Source organism: Rathayibacter sp. VKM Ac-2754, assembly GCF_009807095.1.
GTDB lineage: Bacteria > Actinomycetota > Actinomycetes > Actinomycetales > Microbacteriaceae > Rathayibacter.
On record NZ_WUCC01000017.1, the window covers coordinates 17,786 to 39,463 of the forward strand.

Genomic DNA, 21,678 nt, shown 5'->3' on the forward strand with positions numbered 1-21,678 from the left:
GCCTCACGCCGCGCGTCGTGCCGCTCGCCACTGCGACGGCACGACGCCGACGTTCCGGCGGAAGGCGCGGCTGAACCCGTCGTCGGAGGAGTAGCCGAGCGCCCGCGACGCCTCCGACACGGTCCGTCCCGCCTCCAGCAGCTCCTTCGCCCGGCGCATCCGCACCTCGGTGACGAACCCCGCGGGAGTGCGCCCGAAGGCCGCACGGAACCGCTCCGTCAGCACGGTGCGCGACATCGCGCCGACGCTCGCGAGCAGATCCACGCTCCACTCCCGGCCCGGCTCGCTGCTCACGGCCGCGGCCACTCGGTCGAGGTGGACGTCGCCGGTCACCGGAGGCAGCGCGCCGGTGTCGCCGAACGCCCACGCCCGCACGACCGACAGCACGACGGTGCGCACCATCAGCCGGCAGATCACCGGATCGCCCGAGCGCTCCGACCCGTCGTACGCCGGCCCGAGCTGCGCCGCCAGTGCGGCCGCCGCCGGCTCGAGCCGGGCGAATCCGCTCGCGAACACCAGCCCCGGCAGCGACCGCGGGCACGCCTCGAGCTCGACCTCGACGATCGTCAGCCGCGCCCCCGGGACCGACGCGAGCGTCGCCTCCTGCCGCCCGAACGTCAGCAGCGCGTCCCCGGCCAGCAGGGTCCGGGGCACGGAGGCGGCCACTGCGTCGCCCGCGCAGAGCTCTAGCGCGCAGGCGGTCCCCTCCGGGGCGAGCGCCGTGATCTCGCCCTCGACGACGTAGACGAGCACGACGATGCCGGCCGGCAGCGCCATCCGCTCTCCGGAGGCGAGAGTCGCGCGCCGGGTCGCCCCGAGCGTCACGTCCAGCGTGGCCAGGACATCGTCGAGCACCGCGGGTTCGATCGTCATGCTCGAGGCAACGTGCGCCGCTCCCCCGCCATTCCGCGAGGCGCGCTCGCGAGGGACACCCCGTCCGAGGGCACCCCAGCAGCCCGGGCCGACGAGGCGGGCGCGCATCACGGTCCCCGGCGGCGATCTCCGGGCGACGTCCGACGGTCTCGGCGTCGACGCGCCCTAGCGTGCCGGAGTCGTCCAGGTCGCCGTCGCGAGCAGGCGCGGAATGACCTGCGGGCCTTCTGAGGTCACGAGCACGAGGGACTCCGCCTCGGCGCGCGTGTCGATGGTCGCACCGGGGGCGATGCCGAGGGCGGCCGCATCGGTCAGGGCGAGGGGCTCCGCATCCGAGATGCGATGGACCAGGTGACGCCCCGGCCCGGCCTCGCTGAGGCGGACCGCGCCGTCGACGGTGCGCGTGCGCCCCTCGGAGGTGGGGATCGGGTCGCCGTGGGGGTCCGCGGACGGGTGTCCGAGGAGGGCGTCCAGCCGGTCGATGAGTCCGTCGCTCGCGGCGTGCTCCAGTCGCTCCGCCTCGTCGTGGACCTCGTCCCACGGGTAGCCGAGGGTCGTGACGAGGAACGACTCCAGGATCCGGTGGCGGCGCACCATCACCAGCGCGAGGGCCGCTCCGGTCTCCGTCAGCCGGACCGGCTTGTACGGCCGGTACTCGACGAGGTCCTGGGCGGCGAGGCGGTGCAGGGTGTCCGAGACATTGGCGGGACTGGTTCCGAAGCGCGCGGCGAGGGCCTTCGTCGTGATCGGCGGGTCGCCCCACTCGGTGGCCGACCAGATCGCCTTGACGTAGTCCTGGGCGACAGGGCTGATCGAGTCGATGTCCACGGAGTCGACGTTACTTCGCGAGTCGACGTCGCTTCGAGTCGGCGGCGGAGTCAGCCGGTCACGGTGAGGACGATCAGTGCGACGTTCAGCAGCACGATCAGACCGGTGACCGCCCACGCCGAGACCCGGACGGCGGGACGATTGGCGAAGCTCCCCATCAGCGCCCTGTCCTGCGTGTAGGCGACCAGCGGGATCAGAGCGAACGGGATCCCGAAGCTCAGGACGACCTGGCTCAGAACCAGCGCTCGAGTGGGGTCGAACCCGACCCCGAGCACGATCAGCGCCGGGATCAGGGTGACGACCCGGCGCACCAGCAGGGGGATCCGCAGGTGGAGGAGGCCGCCCATGATGGCCGAGCCGGCGTAGCAGCCGACCGCCGTCGAGGCCAGGCCGGACGCGAGCAGGCCGATCGCGAAGAGGATGCCGACGATCGGTCCGAGCGCCGCGACGATGGCGCTGTGGGCGCCCTGGATGGTGTCGGTCCCCTCGACCCCGCGCAGGCTCGCTGCGGCGAGGAGGAGCATGGCGATGTTCACCGTCCCGGCGATCACGAGCGCGATGCCGACGTCCCAGCGCGTCGCCCTGAGCAGCCGGGCGATCCTGGCGGGGTGCGTGCTCGCTCCGTGGCGGTCCCTGGCGAGGCCGGAGTGGAGGTAGATCGCGTGGGGCATCACCGTGGCGCCGAGCATGCTCGCGGCCAGCAGGACCGTCTCGGCTCCCTGGAACCGTGGCACGAGGCCGGCGACCACGTCGCTCGCCGACACGGGGCTGACCAGGAGGCCGGCGACGAATCCGACGGCGATCACGGCGAGGAGTCCGATGATCACGAACTCGAAGGGCCGCTGCCCCCGCCGGGACTGCACGGTGAGCATCGCGGTCGAGATCGCGCCGACGATGAGCCCGCCGAGCAGGAGCGGGACGTCGAACAGGATCTGCAGGGCGATGGCGCCACCGATCACCTCCGCGAGATCGGTCGCCGCCGCGACCAGCTCCGCCTGCACCCAGAACAGTCGTCGGCGCGTCCGCGGCAGCCGGTCGCCGAGCAGCTCCGGGAGGCTCCTCCCGGTGACGAGCCCCAGCTTGGCGGAGAGGTACTGGATCAGGACCGCCATCACGTTCGCGACGACGAGGACCCAGACGAGCAGGTAGCCGTACTCCGCTCCGGCGGTCAGGTTCGCAGCGACGTTCCCCGGATCGACGTAGGCGATGGCTGCGACGAACGCGGGTCCGAACAGGAACAGCAGCCGCCTCTCGGGTCGGCGGGCACCGGGCGCCGGCCCAGCACCCACGGGCTCGGATGCCGGATCCGCACGCACGTCGCTCATGAAGTTAAGTTAGCTTAACTCTGCGCCGAGAGCAGCCCTCGGAGTCAGGAGATCATGCCGCTCGAAGCGGTGCCCCCGTCACCGACAGGAGGGTCGTGAACGGCAGCACACCGGGAGCCCCGTCCGCCGGGTCGCTCGGTTCGGCGACCCTCGGCCGGGTGCTCAGGCGGGATCCTCCGACGGCGCCTCCGGGAGCATCGCGGCGAAGAAGCTCGCCATCGCACGCTCCATGTCCCGCGAGGGGTCGATGAGCCACTGGAGCTGCAGCCCGTCCCACATCCCCACGAGGATCTCGGCCAGCACCTCGACATCGCGAGAAGGATCGACGCGCCCCTGCTCCTGATCGAAGCGCAGCGCCTCCACCCAGGCGGCGATCGTCGCGCTGTAGCGGTCGACGAACCACTGGTGCGCGGGATGGTCGGCCGAGGACGCCTCGGCGGCGAGCATCGCGAGGATCCGCAGCAGTTCGGGGCGCTGCAGATTGAAGCGCACGAGTCGCATCGAGGCGATCACGAGCCCGTGCTCGCGGCAGTCGCTCTCGAACGAGGCGAGACCCGTCTCGTTCGCCCGCTCGAGGACGGCCTCGAGGAGGATGTACTTCGATCCGAAGTGGTGGACGACGCTCGTGAGGCTCAGGTCGAGCTGGCGGGCGATGTCGCGGAGCGAGCCGCCGTGGTAGCCGCGAGCGGCGAAGACGGTGGTCGCCGCGTCGATGATCTCCCGTCGGCGCTGAGCGGTCTTCGCGTACGGGCCGCGCGTGCGGGCGGGCTCGGTCTGCTCCATCACGCCAACCTATCCGTCCGGGAGGCCCGGGGCCGGCCGATCCCGCCGGACGCCGGAGCGGGGCGCGCTCGTGCGAGCGTTCAGCACGGCGCGCGCCCCTCCTCCCGTCACGACGGCGTCGCCGCGACCCTGTACCGCTCCGCCCGCCTCTCCCGCTGCGCCGACGGATCCGGGATCGGCGCGGCGAGGAGGAGCTGCTGCGTGTAGGGATGCTGCGGCGACTCTGTGACGGCGGCGGCGTCGCCCTGCTCGACGATCTCGCCGCGGAACATCACGGCGACGCGGTGCGCGACGTAGCGCACGACGGCGAGGTCGTGGGTCACGAACAGGTAGGAGACACCGGTGCGCTCCTGGATCTCGATGAACAGGTCGAGCACGCGCGCCTGCGTGGTGAGGTCGAGCGCCGAGACGGGCTCGTCGCAGACGATCAGCCTGGGCTGCAGCGCGAGCGCCCGGGCGATGGCGATGCGCTGCCGCTGTCCTCCGCTGAACTCGCGAGGCAGCCGATCGGCGGAGTCGGCGGGCAGTCCGACGTCGGAGAGCAGCGAGCGGACCTTCCGCCGCGCCTCGGCCTTGCCCGTCCCCGACGCCCAGAGCGGCTCGGCGAGGATCTGCTCGATCGTCATGCTCGGGTTGAGGGACGTGTACGGATCCTGGAACACGACCTGGATGTCGGCCGCCAGCGCTCGACGCTCGCGCCGTCCGAGGTGCGAGATGTCCCGCCCCTCGAACGCGATGCTGCCGCTCGTGACCGGCGCGAGGCCGAGGATCGCCCGACCGAGCGTCGTCTTCCCCGACCCCGACTCCCCGACCAGACCGAGGGTCTGCCCGGGCGGGATGTCGATCGAGATGTCGGTGAGCACCGGCACGGGCTTCGCGAGCGCCGTCCGACCGGGGTAGCTGACCGACAGCCTGTCGGTCGAGATCACGGCGGTCATCGGGCCACCCCGCCGTCCCGCTCGACGCGGGGCGGACGGCTCTCGAGGGTCGAGCCGAGGAGGGTTCGGCTGTACGGGTGCCGCGGCCGGGCGAACAGCTCGTCCACCTGACCGGTCTCGACGATCTGACCCTGCTGCATCACGGAGACGCGGTCGCAGATGTCGGCGACGACGCCGAAGTTGTGGGTGACGAGGAGCATGCCCATTCCTCTCTCCTTCTGGAGGTCGCGGAGGAGGTCGAGGACCTCCGCCTGGACGGTGACGTCGAGTGCGGTGGTCGGCTCATCGGCGACGATGAGCTCGGGATCGCACGAGATCGCTCCGGCGATCAGGACGCGCTGCGCCATGCCTCCGGAGATCTGGTGCGCGTAGGAGCCGAAGGTGCGCTTCGGATCGGCGATGCCGACGCGGTCGAGCAGGTCGAGCGCGCGGGAGGTGGCGTCGGCGCGGCTCAGTCCGAGTCGGCGGCGCATCGGGGTGACGAGCTGGTGGCCGACGGTGAAGGAGGGGTCGAGGTTCGACATCGGCTCCTGCGGAACGTACGCGATCGTCGTTCCGCGCAGGGCGAGCAGGTCGCGATCGGCGATCGTCGTCATCTCGCGTCCTGCGACCTGGACGGAGCCGTCGAGGATGCGGGCCGTGGGCGGCAGGAGGCCGAGGATCGCGAAGGCGGTCTGCGACTTGCCCGATCCCGACTCGCCGACGAGGCCGACGATCTCGCCGCGCGCGATGCTCAGGTCGACGTCGCTGACGACGATCTTCTCCCCACCGCGTCCGTCGGGATAGCCGATCCGCAGACCGCTGACCGAGACGAGGAGGTCCCGATCGGGCACGGTCGGCGCGGAGGAGTCGGGCACGCGGGAGGTGCGGATCGCCTGGGTGGCGAGGCGCTTCTCCTCGGTCCTCGTCCTGACGGGGGCGGTGTCCTCGAGGGCGTCGCGGAGGGCGTTGGCCAGGAGGCTGAGCGAGCCGATGGTCAGGCCGATCGCGAGGCCCGGCCAGACGACGTTGAGCGGCGCGCTGTAGATGTTGAGGAAGGCGTCGTTGAGCATCCCGCCCCAGGTCGGCGACGACGGGTCTCCGAGGCCGAGGAACTCCAGGCCCGCCTGGATGGCGATGCCCGCTCCGACGGTGCTGGCTCCGACGATGATCAGCGGGGCGCGGACAGCGGCGAGCACGTGCCGGGTCACGATCCGGGTGTCGCTGAGCCCCGAGACGCGGGCGGCGTCGACGTACAGCTCGTTGCGCACCCCCCGGACGACGGTGCGCACGAGCCGGTAGATGAAGGGGGACACGAGGATGCCGAACGCCGCCATGGCGATGCTCACGTTGGGCCCGAAGACCGCGAAGAGGGCGACGAGCAGGATCATCGCGGGGAGAGCCATGATCACGTCGGTGACGAAGTTCAGCGACGAGTCGACCCAGCGTCCGACGTAGCCCGCGAGCAGTCCGCCCGACAGGCCGAGGACGAGGGCGACGACGGCCACGATCAGGCCTGCGAGCAGCGTGAGCCTCGCGCCGGCGAGCAGTCGGCTCAGGATGTCGCGGCCGGAGCCGTCGCCACCGAGGAGGTAGCCGGCGTTCGGTGCGGAGTTCACCTGGTCGAGGTCGGCGAAGGCAGGATCGTTCGGGGTGATCCACGGGGCGAGAAGGGCGCCGAGCACGATCACCAGGAGGATGACGGCGGAGATCACACCCAGCGGGTTCCGGACGAAGCGGAGCAGGGCACCCCGCCGCGCGGGGGGCCTGCCGTCGAGGGCGGCTTGCGGGTCGATCACGGTGGTCATCGTGCACGCACCTTCGGGTTGAGCCAGGCGTTGGCCAGGTCGATGAGCAGGTAGATCAGGACGACGAGGACCACCACGACGAGGACGACGCCCATGATGATCGGGACGTCTCCCTGGAGGGCGGCCGAGACCGTCAGGCTCCCGAGCCCGGGGAGGGCGAAGACCTTCTCGATCACGACCGCTCCGCCGATGAGGCCGATGAACTGCAGCCCGAGCAGCGTCAGCCAGGGGGCGGCCGCGTTCCGCAGCGCGTGGACGTAGAGGATCTCGCGACGCGACAGACCGCGGGACTGCAGGGTGCGGATGTAGTCCTGCCGCAGGACGTCGATCATCGAGCTGCGGACGATCGAGGCGACCGAGAGTCCACCGAAGGCGAGCGAGACGATCGGGAGGATGAGCCCGAGCAGCCACAGGCCCGGGTCGTCCTCGAAGCGGGTGTAACCGGTGGCGGGGAAGAGGGGGACGGTGATCGCGAAGGCGATCACGAGGACGAGGGCGAGCCAGAAGTTCGGGATGGCGTTGGCGATCACGTTGAAGACCTGGACGGCGCGGTCGATCCAGCCGCGGCGGACGGCCGCGAGCACTCCGAGCAGTGCAGAGAAGAGGGCGACGACGAGGACCGCTCCGATCACGACCGACAGGGTGACGGGGACGCGGTTGGCGAGGGCGTCGGTGACCGGCTGGTTGTTGTAGAAGGAGCTGCCGAGGTCGCCCGTGAGGGCGCCGCCGAGCCAGTCGGCGTACTGCTGCCAGAGGGGCAGGTTCAGCCCGAGCTCCTCGGTGCGCTGGCGGACGGACTCCTCGGTTGCGGTCTGGCCGAGGATGTTGCGGGCGATGTCCGCTCCGCTGGAGTAGACGAGGAAGAAGGTCACGACGGAGACCGACAGGATGAGGAGGATCGCTGCGATCAGCCGGCGCGCGAGGAAAGCGACCATGGTGTGACTCGATTCGGTTCGCGCGCCCGGGGCCGGCGAACCGGCCCCGGGCGACGAGCGGTCAGGATGCGGGGGCGAAGCTGCCGATCAGCGGCGCGACCGAGCCGAACAGGCGCTCGGTGGTGGTGTCCTTCGAGGTGACGTAGAAGCTGTCGACCTTGTACCAGGGGGCGACCCAGGCGTTGTCGGTGACGTAGCGGTTGGCCGCCTGGTAGGCGCTCACCTGCTCCGCGTCGCTCGTGCTGCGGATCTGCTCGACGATGCTCTCGAGCTCCGGAGTGCTCGTGTGGAACGGGTTGAAGAAGCCGTCGGGCAGGACCGTGGTGAGGTTGTCCCACGAGTCGGCTCCTCCGCCGACGCTCGCGATCTGGAGGGTGAACCGCGGGTTCGCGAACTCCTGGAAGAGGTTCGCCGGGTTGATCGGCACGTAGGTCACGGTGATCCCGATGGCCGCGAGGTACTTCTGCACGATCGGCTGGTACTTCGCGCGGAAGCTGAAGTCCGCCATCTCGACCGCGAAGCCGTCGGGGTAGCCGGCCTCCGCGAGCAGCTCCTTCGCGCGATCGGGATCGTAGGGGTAGGTCCCCTCGATCGCCGGGTCGTACGCGGCGGTGCCCTCCGACCACATCTGCTCGGTGACGGTGCCCGCTCCCCCGTCGATGCTGTCGAGGATCGCCTGGCGGTCGAACGCCATCGCGATCGCCTGGCGGACCCGGACGTCGGCGAGGGCCGGCTGGGTGGTGCCGTCGCGGTCGGCGATGTTGATGCCGACCCAGTCGACCGGATCCGAGTAGAGGGCGAACCGCGCGTCGTCGAAGCCGGTGGAGGTGGCCTGGTCGATCCAGGCGCCGTCCGCCTGGCCGGACTTCACCGCGTTCACGCGGGCAGTCACGTCGGCGATGACGGTGAGGGTGATCCTCTCGTAGGGCCAGGCCTCGGCGTCCCAGTAGTCGGGGTTCTTCGCGTAGACGAAGCTGGAGCCCACCGTGGTGGCTGCGGTGTCGAGCGTGTAGGGGCCGGAGCCGACGGGATTCAGTGCGATGTCGGCGTTCTCGAGCGCGTCGGGTGCACCGATCGCTCCGGCGCTGAAGGCGAGGTTCGTCAGGAGGAAGGGGTCCGGCTGGGCGAGCGTGAACACGACCTCGGTGGGGCTGACCACCTCGACCTCGGAGATGGACGCCGATCGCCACTTGTCGGCGCCGGATCCTGCGGCGGCGTGCTCGATGTTGGCCTTGACCGCCTCGGCGTCGAACGCCGATCCGTCGGTGAAGGTGACGTCGTCGCGCAGCTCGAGCGTCAGCTCGGTGTTGGTCTCGTCGTAGGTCCAGCTGGTCGCGAGCCCGGGGCTCAGCGTGCCGTCCGGCTCCGAGGTCAGGAGCGTGTCGTAGACGGGCATCCAGTACTGCGGAGCCTCGCCGCCGGTGGTCAGCTCGCCCGGGTCGAACGACTGGAAGTCGAAGGAGGTGGCGAGGGTGAGGTCGGTGGGGGCGGCGCTGCCGCCGCCTCCACCGGGCGCGCATCCGGTGAGGGCGAGCGCGGCGACGGCGGCGATCACTCCGAGTCGGATCGAGCGTGTACGGATCGTCATTGATGTACTCCTTGGTGCGAGGTGGGGGTGAGGGGCGTCGGTGGGACCGTGTCCAGCCCTCGTGCGGGCACGGCGAACGTCGCTCGGAGTCCGGAGGGGGTGACCGGACCTCGGTGGACGGGGTGGATCGTCGTCCCGGTCGAGGGACGGACGCTGTCGGGAGCGGGGCTACACGGCCCGGTGGCGGAGGAGACGGACGCGGGAGCCGCCGAGGGCGCCCATCGGCACGAGGCGCATGTGCTCGTCACCGTTGAGGATGCGCCCGTCGACCCACTCGCCGTCCTCCTGGCGGAGTTCGCGCACGCGGTCGATCTCGACGACGTCCACGGCATGGGCGAAGTCGACGGTGAAGCCGGTCCCGAGGAGGAGGAACTCGTCGTCGGCGATCTGCAGGATCGCTCCGAACGCGCGGTCGTCGGCGGGGTCGGGGCCGAAGGGTCCGCTGGTGCTCTCGAGCTCGAGCTCGGGCCGGATCGCCGGTCGGGCGACTCCCGCGTCCAGCAGCACCCGGGAGAAGAGCTCACCGGTGTCGTGCACCGTGACGGTGTAGTCGCCGAAGCTCAGCACCTGCGCTTCCGCGCCCTCGATGAGGACCGCGCGGATGCGGCCGGTCGCCTGCGCCTCGACGATCGCGTCGGTCTGGCTGACGAGGAGCGTCGATGCCGTGAAGTACTGGTTGCGCGGGCGGCCGTCCTCGACGCCGAACGCGCAGTAGCCGAGCCCGTTGTAGCGGGCGAGGGTCAGGAAGAGATCTGCGGCCCGGAAACGCGCCTCCGGGATGAACAGCGCACGCCCGTCGCGGGAGTACTCCCGCATCACCGGCTCCGAGTCCTGCACGTAGATGTCCGGCGAGACGATGTCGATCGACGTAGCGAGAGCCTCCCAGACGGGGATCATCACGGAGGTCGGCCCCCCACTGGGGTACTGCCCCGCGAGCGACTGGCCGGGCTGCGGGCCGAGCCAGGCGTTCACGAGCGTCGGGAGCGGCAGGATCGCCTTGCCGGCAGCGGCGAGCTCCTCGATGTAGGTCGAGAAGCCCCAGCTCATGAAGAGCTCGTCCGAGGAGTTGTCCTCGCCGAACACCTCCGCCCATGAACCGGTGCGCTGCGCGACCCGCGCGGCGAGCCGGCTGCCTGCGAACTCGGGATGGGCGAGCAGGGTGTCGACGACCGCAGCCGGCACGTCCGCCTCCCAGGCCGCTCGGGCGATCGCGCTGCGGTCCCGGCCGCCGCCGAGGAGCCCGACCTCGTTCTCGACCTGCACCATGACCACCGTGTGATCCGAGTCGTTCAGGCGCAGGTGCTCCATCAGCGCGGCGTAGGCGGCGGCGTCGGCGCTGCACAGCTCCGGCGAGAAGACCGACAGCTCGGGCTTGGGCATCGAGCCGGCGTAGCCGAAGGGAACGGCCATCTCCGAGGGCGCCGTGCGGGCCCGGGGGAAGCGCTCGACGTCGGCCCGCACCCAGGTCGGCGCGTAGGTCGACCGCGCGTTCTTGAACGCGCCGAACCAGATCAGGACGATCCTCAGCCCGTGCTCCCGAGCGACAGCGAGCGTCGCCGACACCGAGGAGAAGTCGAACTCGCCCTCGCGCGGCTCGACCTCCTCCCAGGTCGCCGTCGCGACGATCGTGGTCACTCCGGACTCCCGCAGGCGTCGGCAGGCCCGGTCGAGGTACACCGGGTCGGACGCGGTCGAGTTGTGCAGCTCGCCGCCGATGGCCAGGTACGGGGCGCCGTCGACGACCAGGCGCACGGCCTCGCCGACCCGCTCGAGATGGGGCAGGCCGGCCGGGATCGCGGCGTCGTCCGAGTCGGAGCGCCGGCGAGTCGGGAGCGGAGTGAACGTCATGGAGGGATGCCTTCTCGTCGAACGGAGGGAGAGCGCCGTCGACGTCAGAGGAATCACGACGTCATCGGGTCATTCTCGGTAGAGCCGTCGCCCTCGCGGTGGCGGTGGGGCGGCGGTGATCAGGACACTAATGCACCCGGAGCCAAAAAGCGAACACCTGATACATTTCGGTTCGGTCTCGGTCGTCCCCTCGCCGCAGCCCCGGTGCAGACGGTCAGGCCGAGGGCACGAGAGCTGTCACGCAGTGGCCGAAGACGGCGAGAGCATCGGCCTGGGGGTCGAGAAGGCACAGCAGGCGCACCCCGCCCCAGGCAGCGAGGACACTCGCCGCAGCGAGATCCGCAGGGCAGGAGGGGTCGATCCGGCCGCGCTCCTGATCCCGACGGATGCCCGCCGCCAGACGCTGCCGGGTCGCCGCTTCCCGGACGCTGAGCCACTGATGGGCCGCGTGCACGGGAACGGCCGCCTCGACGCCGAGTACTGCGATCAGCTTCAGCACCTCGCGCCGGCCGGCCGCGCACTCGGCGAGACGGAGCACCGCCACGGCGAAGCCGTGGGCCTCGAGGTCGTGCTCGAACCGGTCGGGAACCTCGCTCTCGACGTGCGCGAGAACCGCGTGCAGCAGGCTCTCCTTGCCGCCGAAATGATGCATGACTCCCGCGACGCTGAGCGAGAGTGCGCTCGCGATCCGCGCGACGGAACCGCCGGCGTACCCGTGGTCCCCGAACTCGACGATCGCCGCTTCGAGGATCTGCCGACGCCGCCGCTCGCTCTTCGCATAGGGACCCCTGCCGCCGTCCCGCGGAGCAGGCGCAGCCGCCGCGACCGTGCCCGTCGACGGCGTCACCGCACCCGGCGGATGGGGATCAGCGCGAGCCCGGCGAGCACCGCGAGGATCACGGCGATGATGAAGACCGGCTGGAATCCGGCACTGGACACGATCACGCCCGCGACGATCGGAGCGATGATCTGCGGTCCCGTGTTGGCGATGTTCAGGATGCCCATGTCCTTGCCGCGGTTCTCGGCGCTGGGCAGCACCTCGGCGAGCAGGGCCTGGTCGACGGCGATGTACATCCCGTAGGCGAACCCGCCCACGGCGAGGAACGCGTAGAACGCCCAGACGTCGGCGACGAAGACGAGCGGCAGCTCGGCGACGGCGAACACGAGGGAGGCCGCGATCACGATGGGCTTGCGGCGCTTGATCCGGTCCGAGAGCGGCCCCGACACGAGCGTCGCGATCCCGGACGAGACGGCCATCACGATGCCGCCGATCGCGATGACCCCTCCGGCCGCGGCGAGGTCGATCCCGATGTAGTCGGTGAGGACGAACAGCTGGTAGAGCAGCACCATCATGAACGAGAGCAGCAGGAGGAAGCGCCCGACGAGGGCGAGGAGGAAGTCGCGGTCCTTCGGCGGAACGAAGCTGCGCAGGAGCAGTCCGACCGAGAACGCCTCGCGCGGCTCGCTCCGGTTGTCGGGCTCTCTCGAGAAGGCGACGAAGACGACCATGGCCACGGCGATGAGCCAGGGCAGCCACCGCAGGCCGTCGCGCGGCATCGTGATGTAGGCGCCGCCGACGATCGCGCCCAGGCTCTGAGCCAGCAGCTGCCCGAGGCCGATCAGCGTCGACGCCTTGCCGAGATCCTGCACACCGACCCGCTCCGGGAGAACGGCGAAGAGCGGAGCGAGCACGACCGCGAGACCGATCTGGATCACCACCCACAGCACCACGAGCAGTCCGAAGTCGCTGGTGAACGACATCGCCGTCGAGGCCGCTCCGAGGAGGACGCCGCCGCTGACGATCCAGGGGTTCCGTCGGCCGAAGCGCGACCGGGTGCGGTCCGAGAGGGTGCCGAAGACGACGGTCGCCAGCATGCTCGCGACCGAGCCGGCCGCGGCGAGCGTCGCGAAGAGGGCGATCTTGCGATCGGGGTCGATCTCCGTCATCAGCGCCGGGATCAGCGCGTTCACCGCACTGAAGGGGAGCATCCACCCGGCATGGGCGAGGAAGAGGAGCGGACCGAGCCTGCCGAGTCCGGACCGCCCTGCGGTCGTCGTCGAGTGGTCCGTCGTCCGGGTGGCCGATGTCATCGTGATGCTCCTTCGCACGCGTCGTGTCTTCGAGACGAGACGACGCTAACGCAGAAATAGATCACTTGCTACATTTTGGGAGGCTCCCACCGCGGACTCGAGGATCGGAGTGGACCTGAGCCCGCGCTCGACGGACACGACCAGTCGCGGCGCGAGCCGGCGGCACGGACGTCTCGTGGACGACCGCTCCCTCCAGCGCCTCGTGCCTAGGTCGCTCTGTTCGCGATCCCGGGATACTCGATGACGAGCCCCGAGCCGTCGTACCTCAGGTCGCACGCGAAGTCGAACGTCGACGATTCGTAGTGGAACAGCAAGTGCCCCGAGCCGGCCTCGGTCAAGGTGTAACGCTGTTCGAGACGTTCGACACGGAGGTCGTCAGCTCGGACGAACGCCGCCGGCACGTCCACACCGACTCCCTCGACGAGATCGAGACGATGGAGGGGAAGCGTGTTCGTCACCGCGGACGACTCGAGATCGACATCCAGGCATCCATCGAGGTCGGGTCGCACCTCACCGTTCGCGGCCCACCGACCCGTGGAGTCGCGCGTCAGAATCAGTTCGCCCCTCCCGTCGACCGACAGGTTGACCACCTGCACCGCGACAGTCCTCCACGAACGATCCACCGTCACGTCGTAGCCGACCGACCACAGTGCAGAGGACTCGTGCGCGGTCGTGTGACCGATCACACGATGTCCGGCACTCACCACCTCGAAGAAGGCGATCTCGAAACCGGCCCGTACTCCCCTGTGATCCCAGCTCGCCCCAGCAGGCAGTGCCGTCAGTCTCATGAACGGAACCTACAGGCACCTCGCCGAGGCCAAGAACCTCGAACCACGACATGAAGCGCCCTGAGGACGCAGCCGCAAGACGCCGCGGTCGACAGCGCGCAGCGCTCTTCGCTCCTCGAGCGATGCAGTGCACCTCCCCAGGGGGACGCGCGAACTCTCATCAGGTCAATGCGATCGGCACTGGTGGCGGTCAGGACAGGAGTCAACAGGGGTGAGGAGGCGGAACCGGCCGCTCCTCCAGTCGGTGTGCAGACCATCCGTCAGCGCCAGGTGCGGCTGTCCGACGAGCAGAAGGCCAAGCGCCGACAGCTCGACAGCCGGCGCACGCAGCGGAGCTGAAGACCCAAGGCTGGTGACTGAATCAGCTAGGCGCGCAGCACGGCGTCGATCCGAAGACGATGAAAGCGAGACTTCAGGCGCGGCCCGAGAACCGGAGCAGACCTGGGTGCGCGCTTAAAGGGGGGTATCCCCATCCGCGGCCGATCAGGGTCGAGTAGGTCACACTGAGCGCGTCGAGCGTTGCGCACCTCACGCCGGTCGACCGAGTCGTGCCTGTGGTGCGCGGCTCGGATGCCGGCCCGCCTCGCCCGACGGCGGCCGTCGCACCTCCGATCCCTCGCCGACCCGAACGCCCTGGAGCACACTCATGACCGACCTCGAAGACACCCCCACCGAGTCGACCGGCCTCTCCCGTCGCCACCTCGCCCAGGCCGCCGGCTGGTCCGCGCCCCTCGTCCTCGCAGCGGTCGGCGCGCCGGCTGCTCAGGCGAGCGTGACTCCGGAGCCGTTCGATGGATTGACAGGGACGTGGAGCGTACCGGAGGTACTCGGGACGGGCATCGTGCACGCTGTCTTCACCGTCACGAACACGTCGAAGACGCCCCAGCAGCTCCTCACGCTGGTGTTCGAGTACTCCAGCACCAACATCTTTCGCTCCGTGATCGCCGGTGGTCCCGGCTACGCCTACAGCTACGCGATCTACAACCGTGGCGGAGAGGTCGACAACGCCGCCGAACTCTATACCGGCTCCGACGTGTATCAGCCCGGGCAGAGCGTCTCGTTCGATTGCTTCACGAACCGCACGACCGAACGCGGATCCGATCTGATCGTGTACGCGACGGGAAACGCGGTTCCGACGTCGTTCGCGACCGTCCACATGCCTGGATGGCCGTTCTGACCGTGACTCCACGGCTCACGCGCCGGCGTGAGGCAGCGAGGACACTGCAGTGCTGATCCAGGCGTTGAACCGGACCATCGTGATGGATGTGCATCGTCTCTCCACTGCGGACCGTGCCGCCACGAGAGCGCTCTGGGATCGCGCGTCGGTCACTCCTCCGGATTCGGTGGGCGACAGTTCTTTCACCCTCCCCAGCTCGACGGAGTCATTCGACCATCGGGCCTCTGCTGCGATCGCGGAGGTGACCCTGCGGGCGATCGAGGCCGCGCAGGGCACGCTCCTGATGCTGCACGCCTGCGCGCTCGCGGATCCCACCGGCGCCTCCGCGGTCTTCGTCGGACCGTCCGGCCGCGGGAAGACGACGGCCGCGGCGACCCTGGGCCGCTCCTACGGGTACCTCACCGACGAGACCACGGGCATCGCTCCGGACGGGCGGATCCTCCCCTACGAGAAGCCGCTCTTGATCCGCACCGCCGAGGGCATGCCGAAGCGGCCGTTCTCGCCCGACGAGCTCGGCCTCCTGCCGGCGCCCGCGAACCCGCGGCTCGCCGCTCTCGTGATCCTCGACCGCGACCCGTACATGGTCGGACCCGCGCAGCTCGAGCTCCTCGACCTGGCCGACGCGATCCCCCTCCTGGTCCCCGAGACCAGCGCCCTGCCCGCCCTCGAGAACGGCATCCCGATCCTCACCCGCCTCGCAGCCGGGATCGGCGGCGTGCACCGCGTCCGCTACCGCGACGCCGAGCAGCTCGTCGCGATCACTGCCGGCCTGCTCGCGGCGCCGCCCGCATCGGACGAGAGCTGGTGGGAGATCCAGGGCCGCAACGCGGTCACCGACGGGCAGAGGGTGATCGTGCTCGCCGCAGGCACCGTGCACGTGCTCGACGGCATCGCCGCGACCATCTGGCACCACCCGCACCTTCACGGCGACACCCTCACCGGGGCAGTCACCGCCCAGCACGGACCTGCGGTCGACGCCTCGGAGCGCGTCGACGAAGCCGTGACAGCGCTCACGACACTCGGGCTGCGCGGAGAGGCGTGACTGCGGGGGACATCTCCGCCGGCTCTCCGCTGGCCGACCCCGAAGCCGACACGCCCACTTCGGCGACGGTCCTCGTCACCACACCCTGGTGCCCCTGGAGGGACTCGAACCCCCAACCTGCTCCTTAGGACGGAGTCGCTCTTCCATTGAGCTACAGAGGCTGGCCGGATCCAGTGTACCGACGGCCGCGCGGCCCGCCACGCCCGCGCGCTCTTGACACCGGGGGTCCCGCCTGCTTGGTTAGTTACTGCACCAACCAACCAACACACCACCGTAGGGAAGGAGGCCCCCATGGACGACTCCCGCCCGATCTTCCTGCAGATCGCGGAGCAGATCGAGAACGACATCATCGCCGGGGCGCTCCCCGAAGAGACCCAGGTCCCCTCCACCAACGAGTTCGCAGCGTTCCACCGCATCAACCCGGCCACCGCCGGCAAGGGCGTGAACCTGCTCGTCGACGACGGGGTCCTCTACAAGAGACGGGGGATCGGCATGTTCGTCGCCGAGGGCGCCCGCGACCGGCTGGTCGAGAAGCGCCGCACGCAGTTCCGCGACCAGTTCGTCGCACCCCTGCTCGCCGAGGCCGCCAAGCTCGGCCTCACCACCGAGCAGCTCGCCGCCATGATCAACGAAGGGGGATCGCGATGAGCGCGGTCATCGAGGTCGCCGGCCTCAGCAAGCACTACGGCAGCATGCACGCGGTCACCGACGTCAGCTTCGCGCTCGACGAGAACCGGATCCACGGCCTCCTCGGCCGCAACGGCGCCGGCAAGACCACGCTCATGTCCCTGCTCACGGGCCAGGAGTTCGCGAGCAGCGGCGACATCCGCGTCTTCGGCGCCTCGCCCGTCGAGAACGCCGCCGTCCTCTCCCGCACCTGCTTCATCAAGGAGAGCCAGAAGTACCCCGACGACTTCCGGGTCAAGCACGTCCTGGGGAGCGCCCGCTGGTTCTTCGAGGGCTGGGACGAGGATTTCGCCCAGCAGCTCGTCGAGGAGTTCCGACTCCCCCTCGACCGCAAGGTCAAGAAGGTGAGCCGCGGCCAGCTCTCGGCGATCGGCGTGATCGTCGGTCTCGCCTCCCGCGCCCCGCTGACCTTCTTCGACGAGCCCTACCTCGGCCTCGACGCCGTCGCACGGCAGCTCTTCTACGACCGCCTGCTCGCCGACTTCGCCGAGCACCCGCGCACGGTGATCCTCTCGACCCACCTGATCGACGAGGTGAGCAACCTCCTCGAGCACGTCCTCGTCATCGACGACGGCCGCCTGCTCATCGACAGCGACACGGAGGAGCTGCGCGGCTCGGCCGCGACGGTCACCGGGCCCCGCGGTGCGGTCGACTCGTTCACCAGCAGCCGTGAAGTCATCGGCCGCACCGCGATGGGGGGCCTCGCCACGGCCACGCTCCCCCGGCTCGACCAGGCGGGGCGCGAGAGCGCCCGCGCCTTCGGACTCGAGCTCGAGCCGGTCTCGCTCCAGCAGCTCGTCGTGCAGCTCACCACGGGGAGGGACGAGAGATGACCGCCCTCACCGACGCTCGGCCCCGCACCGGCAGCCGACTCCTCGCCGTCGTCCGGCTCCACTTCGCGAACCCGGCGACGATCCTCTACACGCCGTTCGTCATCCTGATGGTGATCTTCCTCGGCAACCTCGCGGTGTGGTGGCTGATCCTGCAGAACCTCGACACCCAGGCCGAGATCGACGAGACGACCCTCGGCATGCAGTACTCGGGCGCGACGTTCTTCATCTTCGTCTACATGATGGTGGTGGCCGTCCAGGCCGTGAACATCAGCTTCGGGCTGGCCCTCGGCTACGGCTCCACCCGACGCGAGTTCTCCCTCGGCAGTGCCGTCACCTTCATCGGACTCTCGTTCGCCTGGACCGCGCTCTTCGCCGTCCTCGGCGGCCTCGAGGAGTCGACCGACGGCTGGGGCTTCGGCGGCAACTTCTTCCGCTCCATCTACTTCGGCGACGGCTCGCTGCTCGAGCGGGTCTTCGCGGTGCTCTGCGCATTCCTGTTCTTCTTCTTCGTCGGCGCGGCCACCGCCTCCGCCTACGTCCGCTGGCGTCAGCGGGGCATGCTCGTCTTCTTCACCGTCCTCGGGGCTCTCGTGCTCGGCGCGGTCACGCTGCTCACCCTCACCGAGAGCTGGGGGGAGTTCGGAGCGTTCTTCGCCCGCGTCGGCTTCGTCGGCGGCTACGCGCTCTCGCTGATCCCGACCGCGCTCGCCGCCCTCGCCGGTCATCTGATCCTCCGACGCGCGACTCCGCGCGGCTGAGGACCGGCACCGACATCCCGGCGCCCTGCGCGTCGCCCACTGCAAGGGAAGGACCAGCACCATGACCACGACGACCACCGCCACCGGGCGGCGCCCCACCCAGGCGAACCGACTGCTCGCCGTCATCCGCCTCCACTTCGCCAACCCGGCGACGCTGCTCTACTCACCCCTGCTGATCCTCGCGGCCATCGTCGCCGGGAGCCTCGTGATCTGGCTGCTCGTCCTCCGCCTGATCGGGGTCGAGACGGCCGGCGGCGACTCCGGAGTCAGGATCACGGGCGGCACCTTCTTCATCTTCGTCTACATGCTGATCGTGGCGATCCAAGCCACGAACGTCACGTTCGCCCTCGCCCTGGGCTACGGCTCGACGAGGCGCGACTACTTCCTCGGCAGTGCGCTGACCTTCGTCCTCCTCTCCGCGGGATGGACGGTGCTCTACTCCCTCCTCGCGGCGCTCGAAGCGGCGACCGGCGGCTGGGGACTCGGTGGCAGCATGTTCCGATCGGACGACTTCGCCGGGACCTCGTGGGCGGAGCAGGCCTTCGCGACCTTCGTCCTGTTCCTCTTCTTCTTCTTCGTCGGCTCCGCCACCGCCTCCGTCTACGTCCGCTGGCAGTCCCGGGGGATGACGGTCTTCTTCACCGCCCTCGGCGCGCTCCTGCTCGCCCTGTTCGCGCTCGTCACCCTGACGGACGGCTGGGGCGCGATCAGCGACATCGCGACGGGGATCGGTCCGACCGGGGCGTTCGCCCTCCTGCTGATCCCGACGGCCCTGGCAGCGGTGGCCGGATACCTCCTCCTCCGCCGCGCGACTCCGCGGGGCTGACCCCGCGCGACATCGGCTGAGGGCGGGGTCGCTCGCCCGAGGAGGGAGGGCACCCCTTCTCAGCTGATGGTGCGCAGCGGAATTCTCCGCGTGGACCCCGCAAGACCCTTCCGCCCCACGCCTCCGGCTGCCAGCGTTGCCGCATGGCCGCATCCACGCTCACCACCGCCGCTCAGCACGTCTGGGCCTCCCGCGACGACACTCCGCTCGACCCCGACACCCTCGAGACGATCGACGCCTGGTGGCGTGCCGCGAACTACCTGGCGGTCGGACAGATCTACCTGCTCGCGAATCCGCTGCTCCGCGAGCCGCTGGCGAAGGAGCACATCAAGCCCCGCCTCCTCGGGCACTGGGGCACGACCCCCGGCCTCAACCTGATCTACGCGCACCTCAACCGCGCGATCCGCGAGCGCAGCCAGCCGACCCTCTACATCACCGGCCCCGGCCACGGCGGGCCCGGCATGGTCGCCAACGCCTACCTCGACGGCACCTACAGCGAGATCTACTCGCACATCGACGAGACCGAGGACGGCCTGCGCCGCCTCTTCCGCCAGTTCAGCTTCCCCGGCGGCATCCCCAGCCACGCCGCTCCCGAGACCCCGGGCAGCATCCACGAGGGCGGCGAGCTCGGCTACGCGCTGAGCCACGCCTACGGAGCCGCCTTCGACAACCCCGATCTGCTCGTCGCCGCAGTCGTCGGCGACGGCGAGGCCGAGACCGGGCCGCTCGCCACGAGCTGGCACTCGAACAAGTTCGTGAACCCCGCGACCGACGGCGTCGTGCTGCCGATCCTGCACCTCAACGGCTGGAAGATCGCGAACCCGACGATCCTCGCCCGCATCCCGCACGAGGAGCTCGAGAGCCTGATGCGCGGCTACGGCCACGAGCCGTTCCTCGTCGAGGGCGGCTTCGACGGCGAGGACCCGATGCGCGTGCACGAGCGCTTCGCCGCGGTCCTCGACACGGTCCTCGACCGCATCGCCGCGATCAAGAAGCGCGCCGCCGAGGGCGATCTCACCCGCCCGGCCTGGCCGATGATCATCCTGAAGACCCCCAAGGGCTGGACCTGCCCCGCCGAGATCGACGGCGTCCAGGTCGAGGGCACCTACCGCGCCCACCAGGTCCCGCTCGCCAACGCGCGCGACACCGAGGCGCACACCCGCCTCCTCGAGGACTGGCTGCGCTCGTACCGCCCCGACGAGCTCTTCACCGCCGAGGGAGGCATCGCCGAGCAGGTCCGCTCGCTCGCACCCGACGGCGAGCTGCGCATGAGCGCGACGCCGCACGCCAACGGCGGCCTGCTGCGCCAGACCCTCCGCCTCCCCGACTTCCGGAAGTACGAGGTGATCGTCGAGCAGCCGGGCGGCACCATCGCCGAGGCGACGAAGGTCCTCGGCGAGTGGCTCGCGGACGTCATCCGCGCCAACCCGACCAACTTCCGCATCTTCGGCCCCGACGAGGTCGCGAGCAACCGCCTGCAGAGCGTCTACGCCGCCACCGACAAGCAGTGGGACGCCGAGCTCAGCCCGCTCGACGACCACCTCGCCCGCGCCGGCCGCGTGATGGAGGTCCTCTCGGAGCACCAGTGCCAGGGCTGGCTCGAGGGCTACCTCCTCACCGGCCGCCACGGCCTGTTCACCTGCTACGAGGCGTTCATCCACATCATCGACTCGATGTTCAACCAGCACGCGAAGTGGCTCGACGGCACTCGCGACATCGAGTGGCGCCGCCCGATCGCGAGCCTCAACTACCTGCTCTCGAGCCACGTCTGGCGCCAGGACCACAACGGCTTCAGCCACCAGGACCCGGGCTTCATCGACCACGTCGTCAACAAGAAGCCGGAGGTGGTGCGCGTCTACCTGCCGTTCGACGCCAACACCCTGCTCTCGGTCTACGACCACTGCCTCCGCAGCGTCGACTACGTCAACGTCGTCGTCGCCGGCAAGCAGCCGGCTCCCGCATGGCTCACCATGGCGGAGGCGGTCGCGCACTGCACGCGCGGCCTCGGCATCCTCGAGTGGGCCAGCAACGAGCGCCGGGGCGAGTCACCGGATGTGGTGCTCGCCTGCGCGGGCGACGTCCCGACCCTCGAGACCCTCGCCGCCGTGAGCATCCTGCGCGAGCACCTGCCCGACCTCGCCGTCCGCACGGTCAACGTCGTCGACCTGATGCGACTGATGTCCGAGTCCGAGCACCCGCACGGACTCTCCGACCGGGAGTTCGACGCGATCTTCACCCCCGACCGCCCCGTGGTCTTCGCGTACCACGGGTACCCGTGGCTGATCCACCGCCTGACCTACAAGCGGACCGGCCACCAGAACCTGCACGTCCGCGGCTACAAGGAGAACGGGACCACCACGACTCCGTTCGACATGGTGATGCTCAACGACCTCGACCGCTACTCGCTGGTCATCGACGTCATCGATCGCACCCCGGGCCTCGGAGCGCGTGCCGCCGGCCTCCGCCAGGAGATGCAGGACTCCCGCATCCGAGCCCGCGCCTACACCCGCGAGCACGGCGAGGACCTCCCCGAGGTCGCCGACTGGACCTGGGCGGGCGAGCGCTCCGGCA

19 protein-coding genes and 1 tRNA gene are annotated in these 21,678 nt (G+C 70.2%); 7 read left to right on the forward strand and 13 right to left on the reverse strand.

The features are described 5' to 3' along the window. Positions 1-3 precede the first annotated feature (3 nt). The 12 genes from GRS92_RS18190 to GRS92_RS18245 form a co-directional block, all read right to left on the reverse strand. Positions 4-873 (reverse strand): helix-turn-helix transcriptional regulator, encoded by an 870-nt coding sequence (locus GRS92_RS18190; protein ID WP_159859583.1) that lies wholly within the window; start codon positions 871-873, stop codon positions 4-6. A 165-nt stretch (positions 874-1,038) separates the two neighbouring features. Continuing rightward, positions 1,039-1,701 (reverse strand): metal-dependent transcriptional regulator, encoded by a 663-nt coding sequence (locus tag GRS92_RS18195; protein WP_159859586.1) that lies wholly within the window; start codon positions 1,699-1,701, stop codon positions 1,039-1,041. Between the two features lie 50 nt (positions 1,702-1,751). Then, on the reverse strand, positions 1,752-3,026 hold the full coding sequence (locus GRS92_RS18200) for an Nramp family divalent metal transporter (protein WP_159859589.1): 1,275 nt from the start codon (positions 3,024-3,026) through the stop codon (positions 1,752-1,754). Between the two features lie 162 nt (positions 3,027-3,188). Continuing rightward, positions 3,189-3,809, reverse strand: a complete 621-nt coding sequence (locus GRS92_RS18205) for a TetR/AcrR family transcriptional regulator (RefSeq protein ID WP_159859592.1) — start codon at positions 3,807-3,809, stop codon at positions 3,189-3,191. Positions 3,810-3,916: 107 nt separating this feature from the next. Then, complete coding sequence (locus GRS92_RS18210; protein WP_159859595.1) at positions 3,917-4,747, reverse strand: ATP-binding cassette domain-containing protein; 831 nt, start codon at positions 4,745-4,747, stop codon at positions 3,917-3,919. Beyond that, positions 4,744-6,534: a dipeptide/oligopeptide/nickel ABC transporter permease/ATP-binding protein gene (locus GRS92_RS18215; protein ID WP_159859598.1), complete on the reverse strand. Its 1,791-nt coding sequence runs from the start codon at positions 6,532-6,534 to the stop codon at positions 4,744-4,746. Before GRS92_RS18215 ends, GRS92_RS18210 begins: the two co-directional genes overlap by 4 nt. Then, positions 6,531-7,469, reverse strand: coding sequence for an ABC transporter permease (locus tag GRS92_RS18220; protein ID WP_159859600.1), 939 nt, complete (start codon positions 7,467-7,469; stop codon positions 6,531-6,533). Before GRS92_RS18220 ends, GRS92_RS18215 begins: the two co-directional genes overlap by 4 nt. Before the next feature lie 61 nt (positions 7,470-7,530). Beyond that, positions 7,531-9,057 (reverse strand): ABC transporter substrate-binding protein, encoded by a 1,527-nt coding sequence (locus GRS92_RS18225; protein WP_159859603.1) that lies wholly within the window; start codon positions 9,055-9,057, stop codon positions 7,531-7,533. 168 nt (positions 9,058-9,225) lie between these two features. Then, the gene (locus tag GRS92_RS18230; RefSeq protein ID WP_159859608.1) at positions 9,226-10,905 is read right to left on the reverse strand and encodes a DUF5597 domain-containing protein; all 1,680 of its coding nucleotides are present in this window, start codon (positions 10,903-10,905) and stop codon (positions 9,226-9,228) included. Between the two features lie 214 nt (positions 10,906-11,119). Further along, entirely contained in the window at positions 11,120-11,752 is a 633-nt protein-coding gene (locus tag GRS92_RS18235) for a TetR/AcrR family transcriptional regulator (RefSeq protein ID WP_159859611.1), read from the reverse strand. Next, entirely contained in the window at positions 11,749-12,996 is a 1,248-nt protein-coding gene (locus GRS92_RS18240) for an MFS transporter (protein WP_159859614.1), read from the reverse strand. Before GRS92_RS18240 ends, GRS92_RS18235 begins: the two co-directional genes overlap by 4 nt. A 206-nt stretch (positions 12,997-13,202) precedes the next feature. After that, positions 13,203-13,784, reverse strand: coding sequence for a putative glycolipid-binding domain-containing protein (locus GRS92_RS18245; protein WP_159859617.1), 582 nt, complete (start codon positions 13,782-13,784; stop codon positions 13,203-13,205). A gap of 646 nt (positions 13,785-14,430) precedes the next feature. Between GRS92_RS18245 and GRS92_RS18250 the strand changes: the two genes are divergently transcribed. Next, positions 14,431-14,961, forward strand: a complete 531-nt coding sequence (locus GRS92_RS18250) for a hypothetical protein (RefSeq protein WP_159859620.1) — start codon at positions 14,431-14,433, stop codon at positions 14,959-14,961. Positions 14,962-15,202: 241 nt separating this feature from the next. Further along, complete coding sequence (locus tag GRS92_RS18255) at positions 15,203-16,003, forward strand: hypothetical protein (RefSeq protein WP_159859623.1); 801 nt, start codon at positions 15,203-15,205, stop codon at positions 16,001-16,003. An 86-nt stretch (positions 16,004-16,089) separates the two neighbouring features. Here the strand turns inward: GRS92_RS18255 and GRS92_RS18260 are convergent. Continuing rightward, positions 16,090-16,164, reverse strand: a tRNA-Arg gene (locus tag GRS92_RS18260). A gap of 130 nt (positions 16,165-16,294) precedes the next feature. Between GRS92_RS18260 and GRS92_RS18265 the strand changes: the two genes are divergently transcribed. From GRS92_RS18265 to GRS92_RS18285, 5 genes are all read left to right on the forward strand, one after another. After that, entirely contained in the window at positions 16,295-16,651 is a 357-nt protein-coding gene (locus tag GRS92_RS18265; protein WP_056036893.1) for a GntR family transcriptional regulator, read from the forward strand. Beyond that, on the forward strand, positions 16,648-17,523 hold the full coding sequence (locus tag GRS92_RS18270) for an ABC transporter ATP-binding protein (RefSeq protein ID WP_159859626.1): 876 nt from the start codon (positions 16,648-16,650) through the stop codon (positions 17,521-17,523). Before GRS92_RS18265 ends, GRS92_RS18270 begins: the two co-directional genes overlap by 4 nt. After that, the gene (locus GRS92_RS18275) at positions 17,520-18,281 is read left to right on the forward strand and encodes an ABC transporter permease (protein ID WP_159859629.1); all 762 of its coding nucleotides are present in this window, start codon (positions 17,520-17,522) and stop codon (positions 18,279-18,281) included. Before GRS92_RS18270 ends, GRS92_RS18275 begins: the two co-directional genes overlap by 4 nt. A gap of 61 nt (positions 18,282-18,342) precedes the next feature. Then, on the forward strand, positions 18,343-19,107 hold the full coding sequence (locus GRS92_RS18280; RefSeq protein ID WP_159859632.1) for an ABC transporter permease: 765 nt from the start codon (positions 18,343-18,345) through the stop codon (positions 19,105-19,107). 143 nt (positions 19,108-19,250) lie between these two features. After that, positions 19,251-21,678: phosphoketolase family protein (locus GRS92_RS18285; protein ID WP_159859635.1), on the forward strand; the 2,428-nt coding region annotated here is incomplete at its 3' end.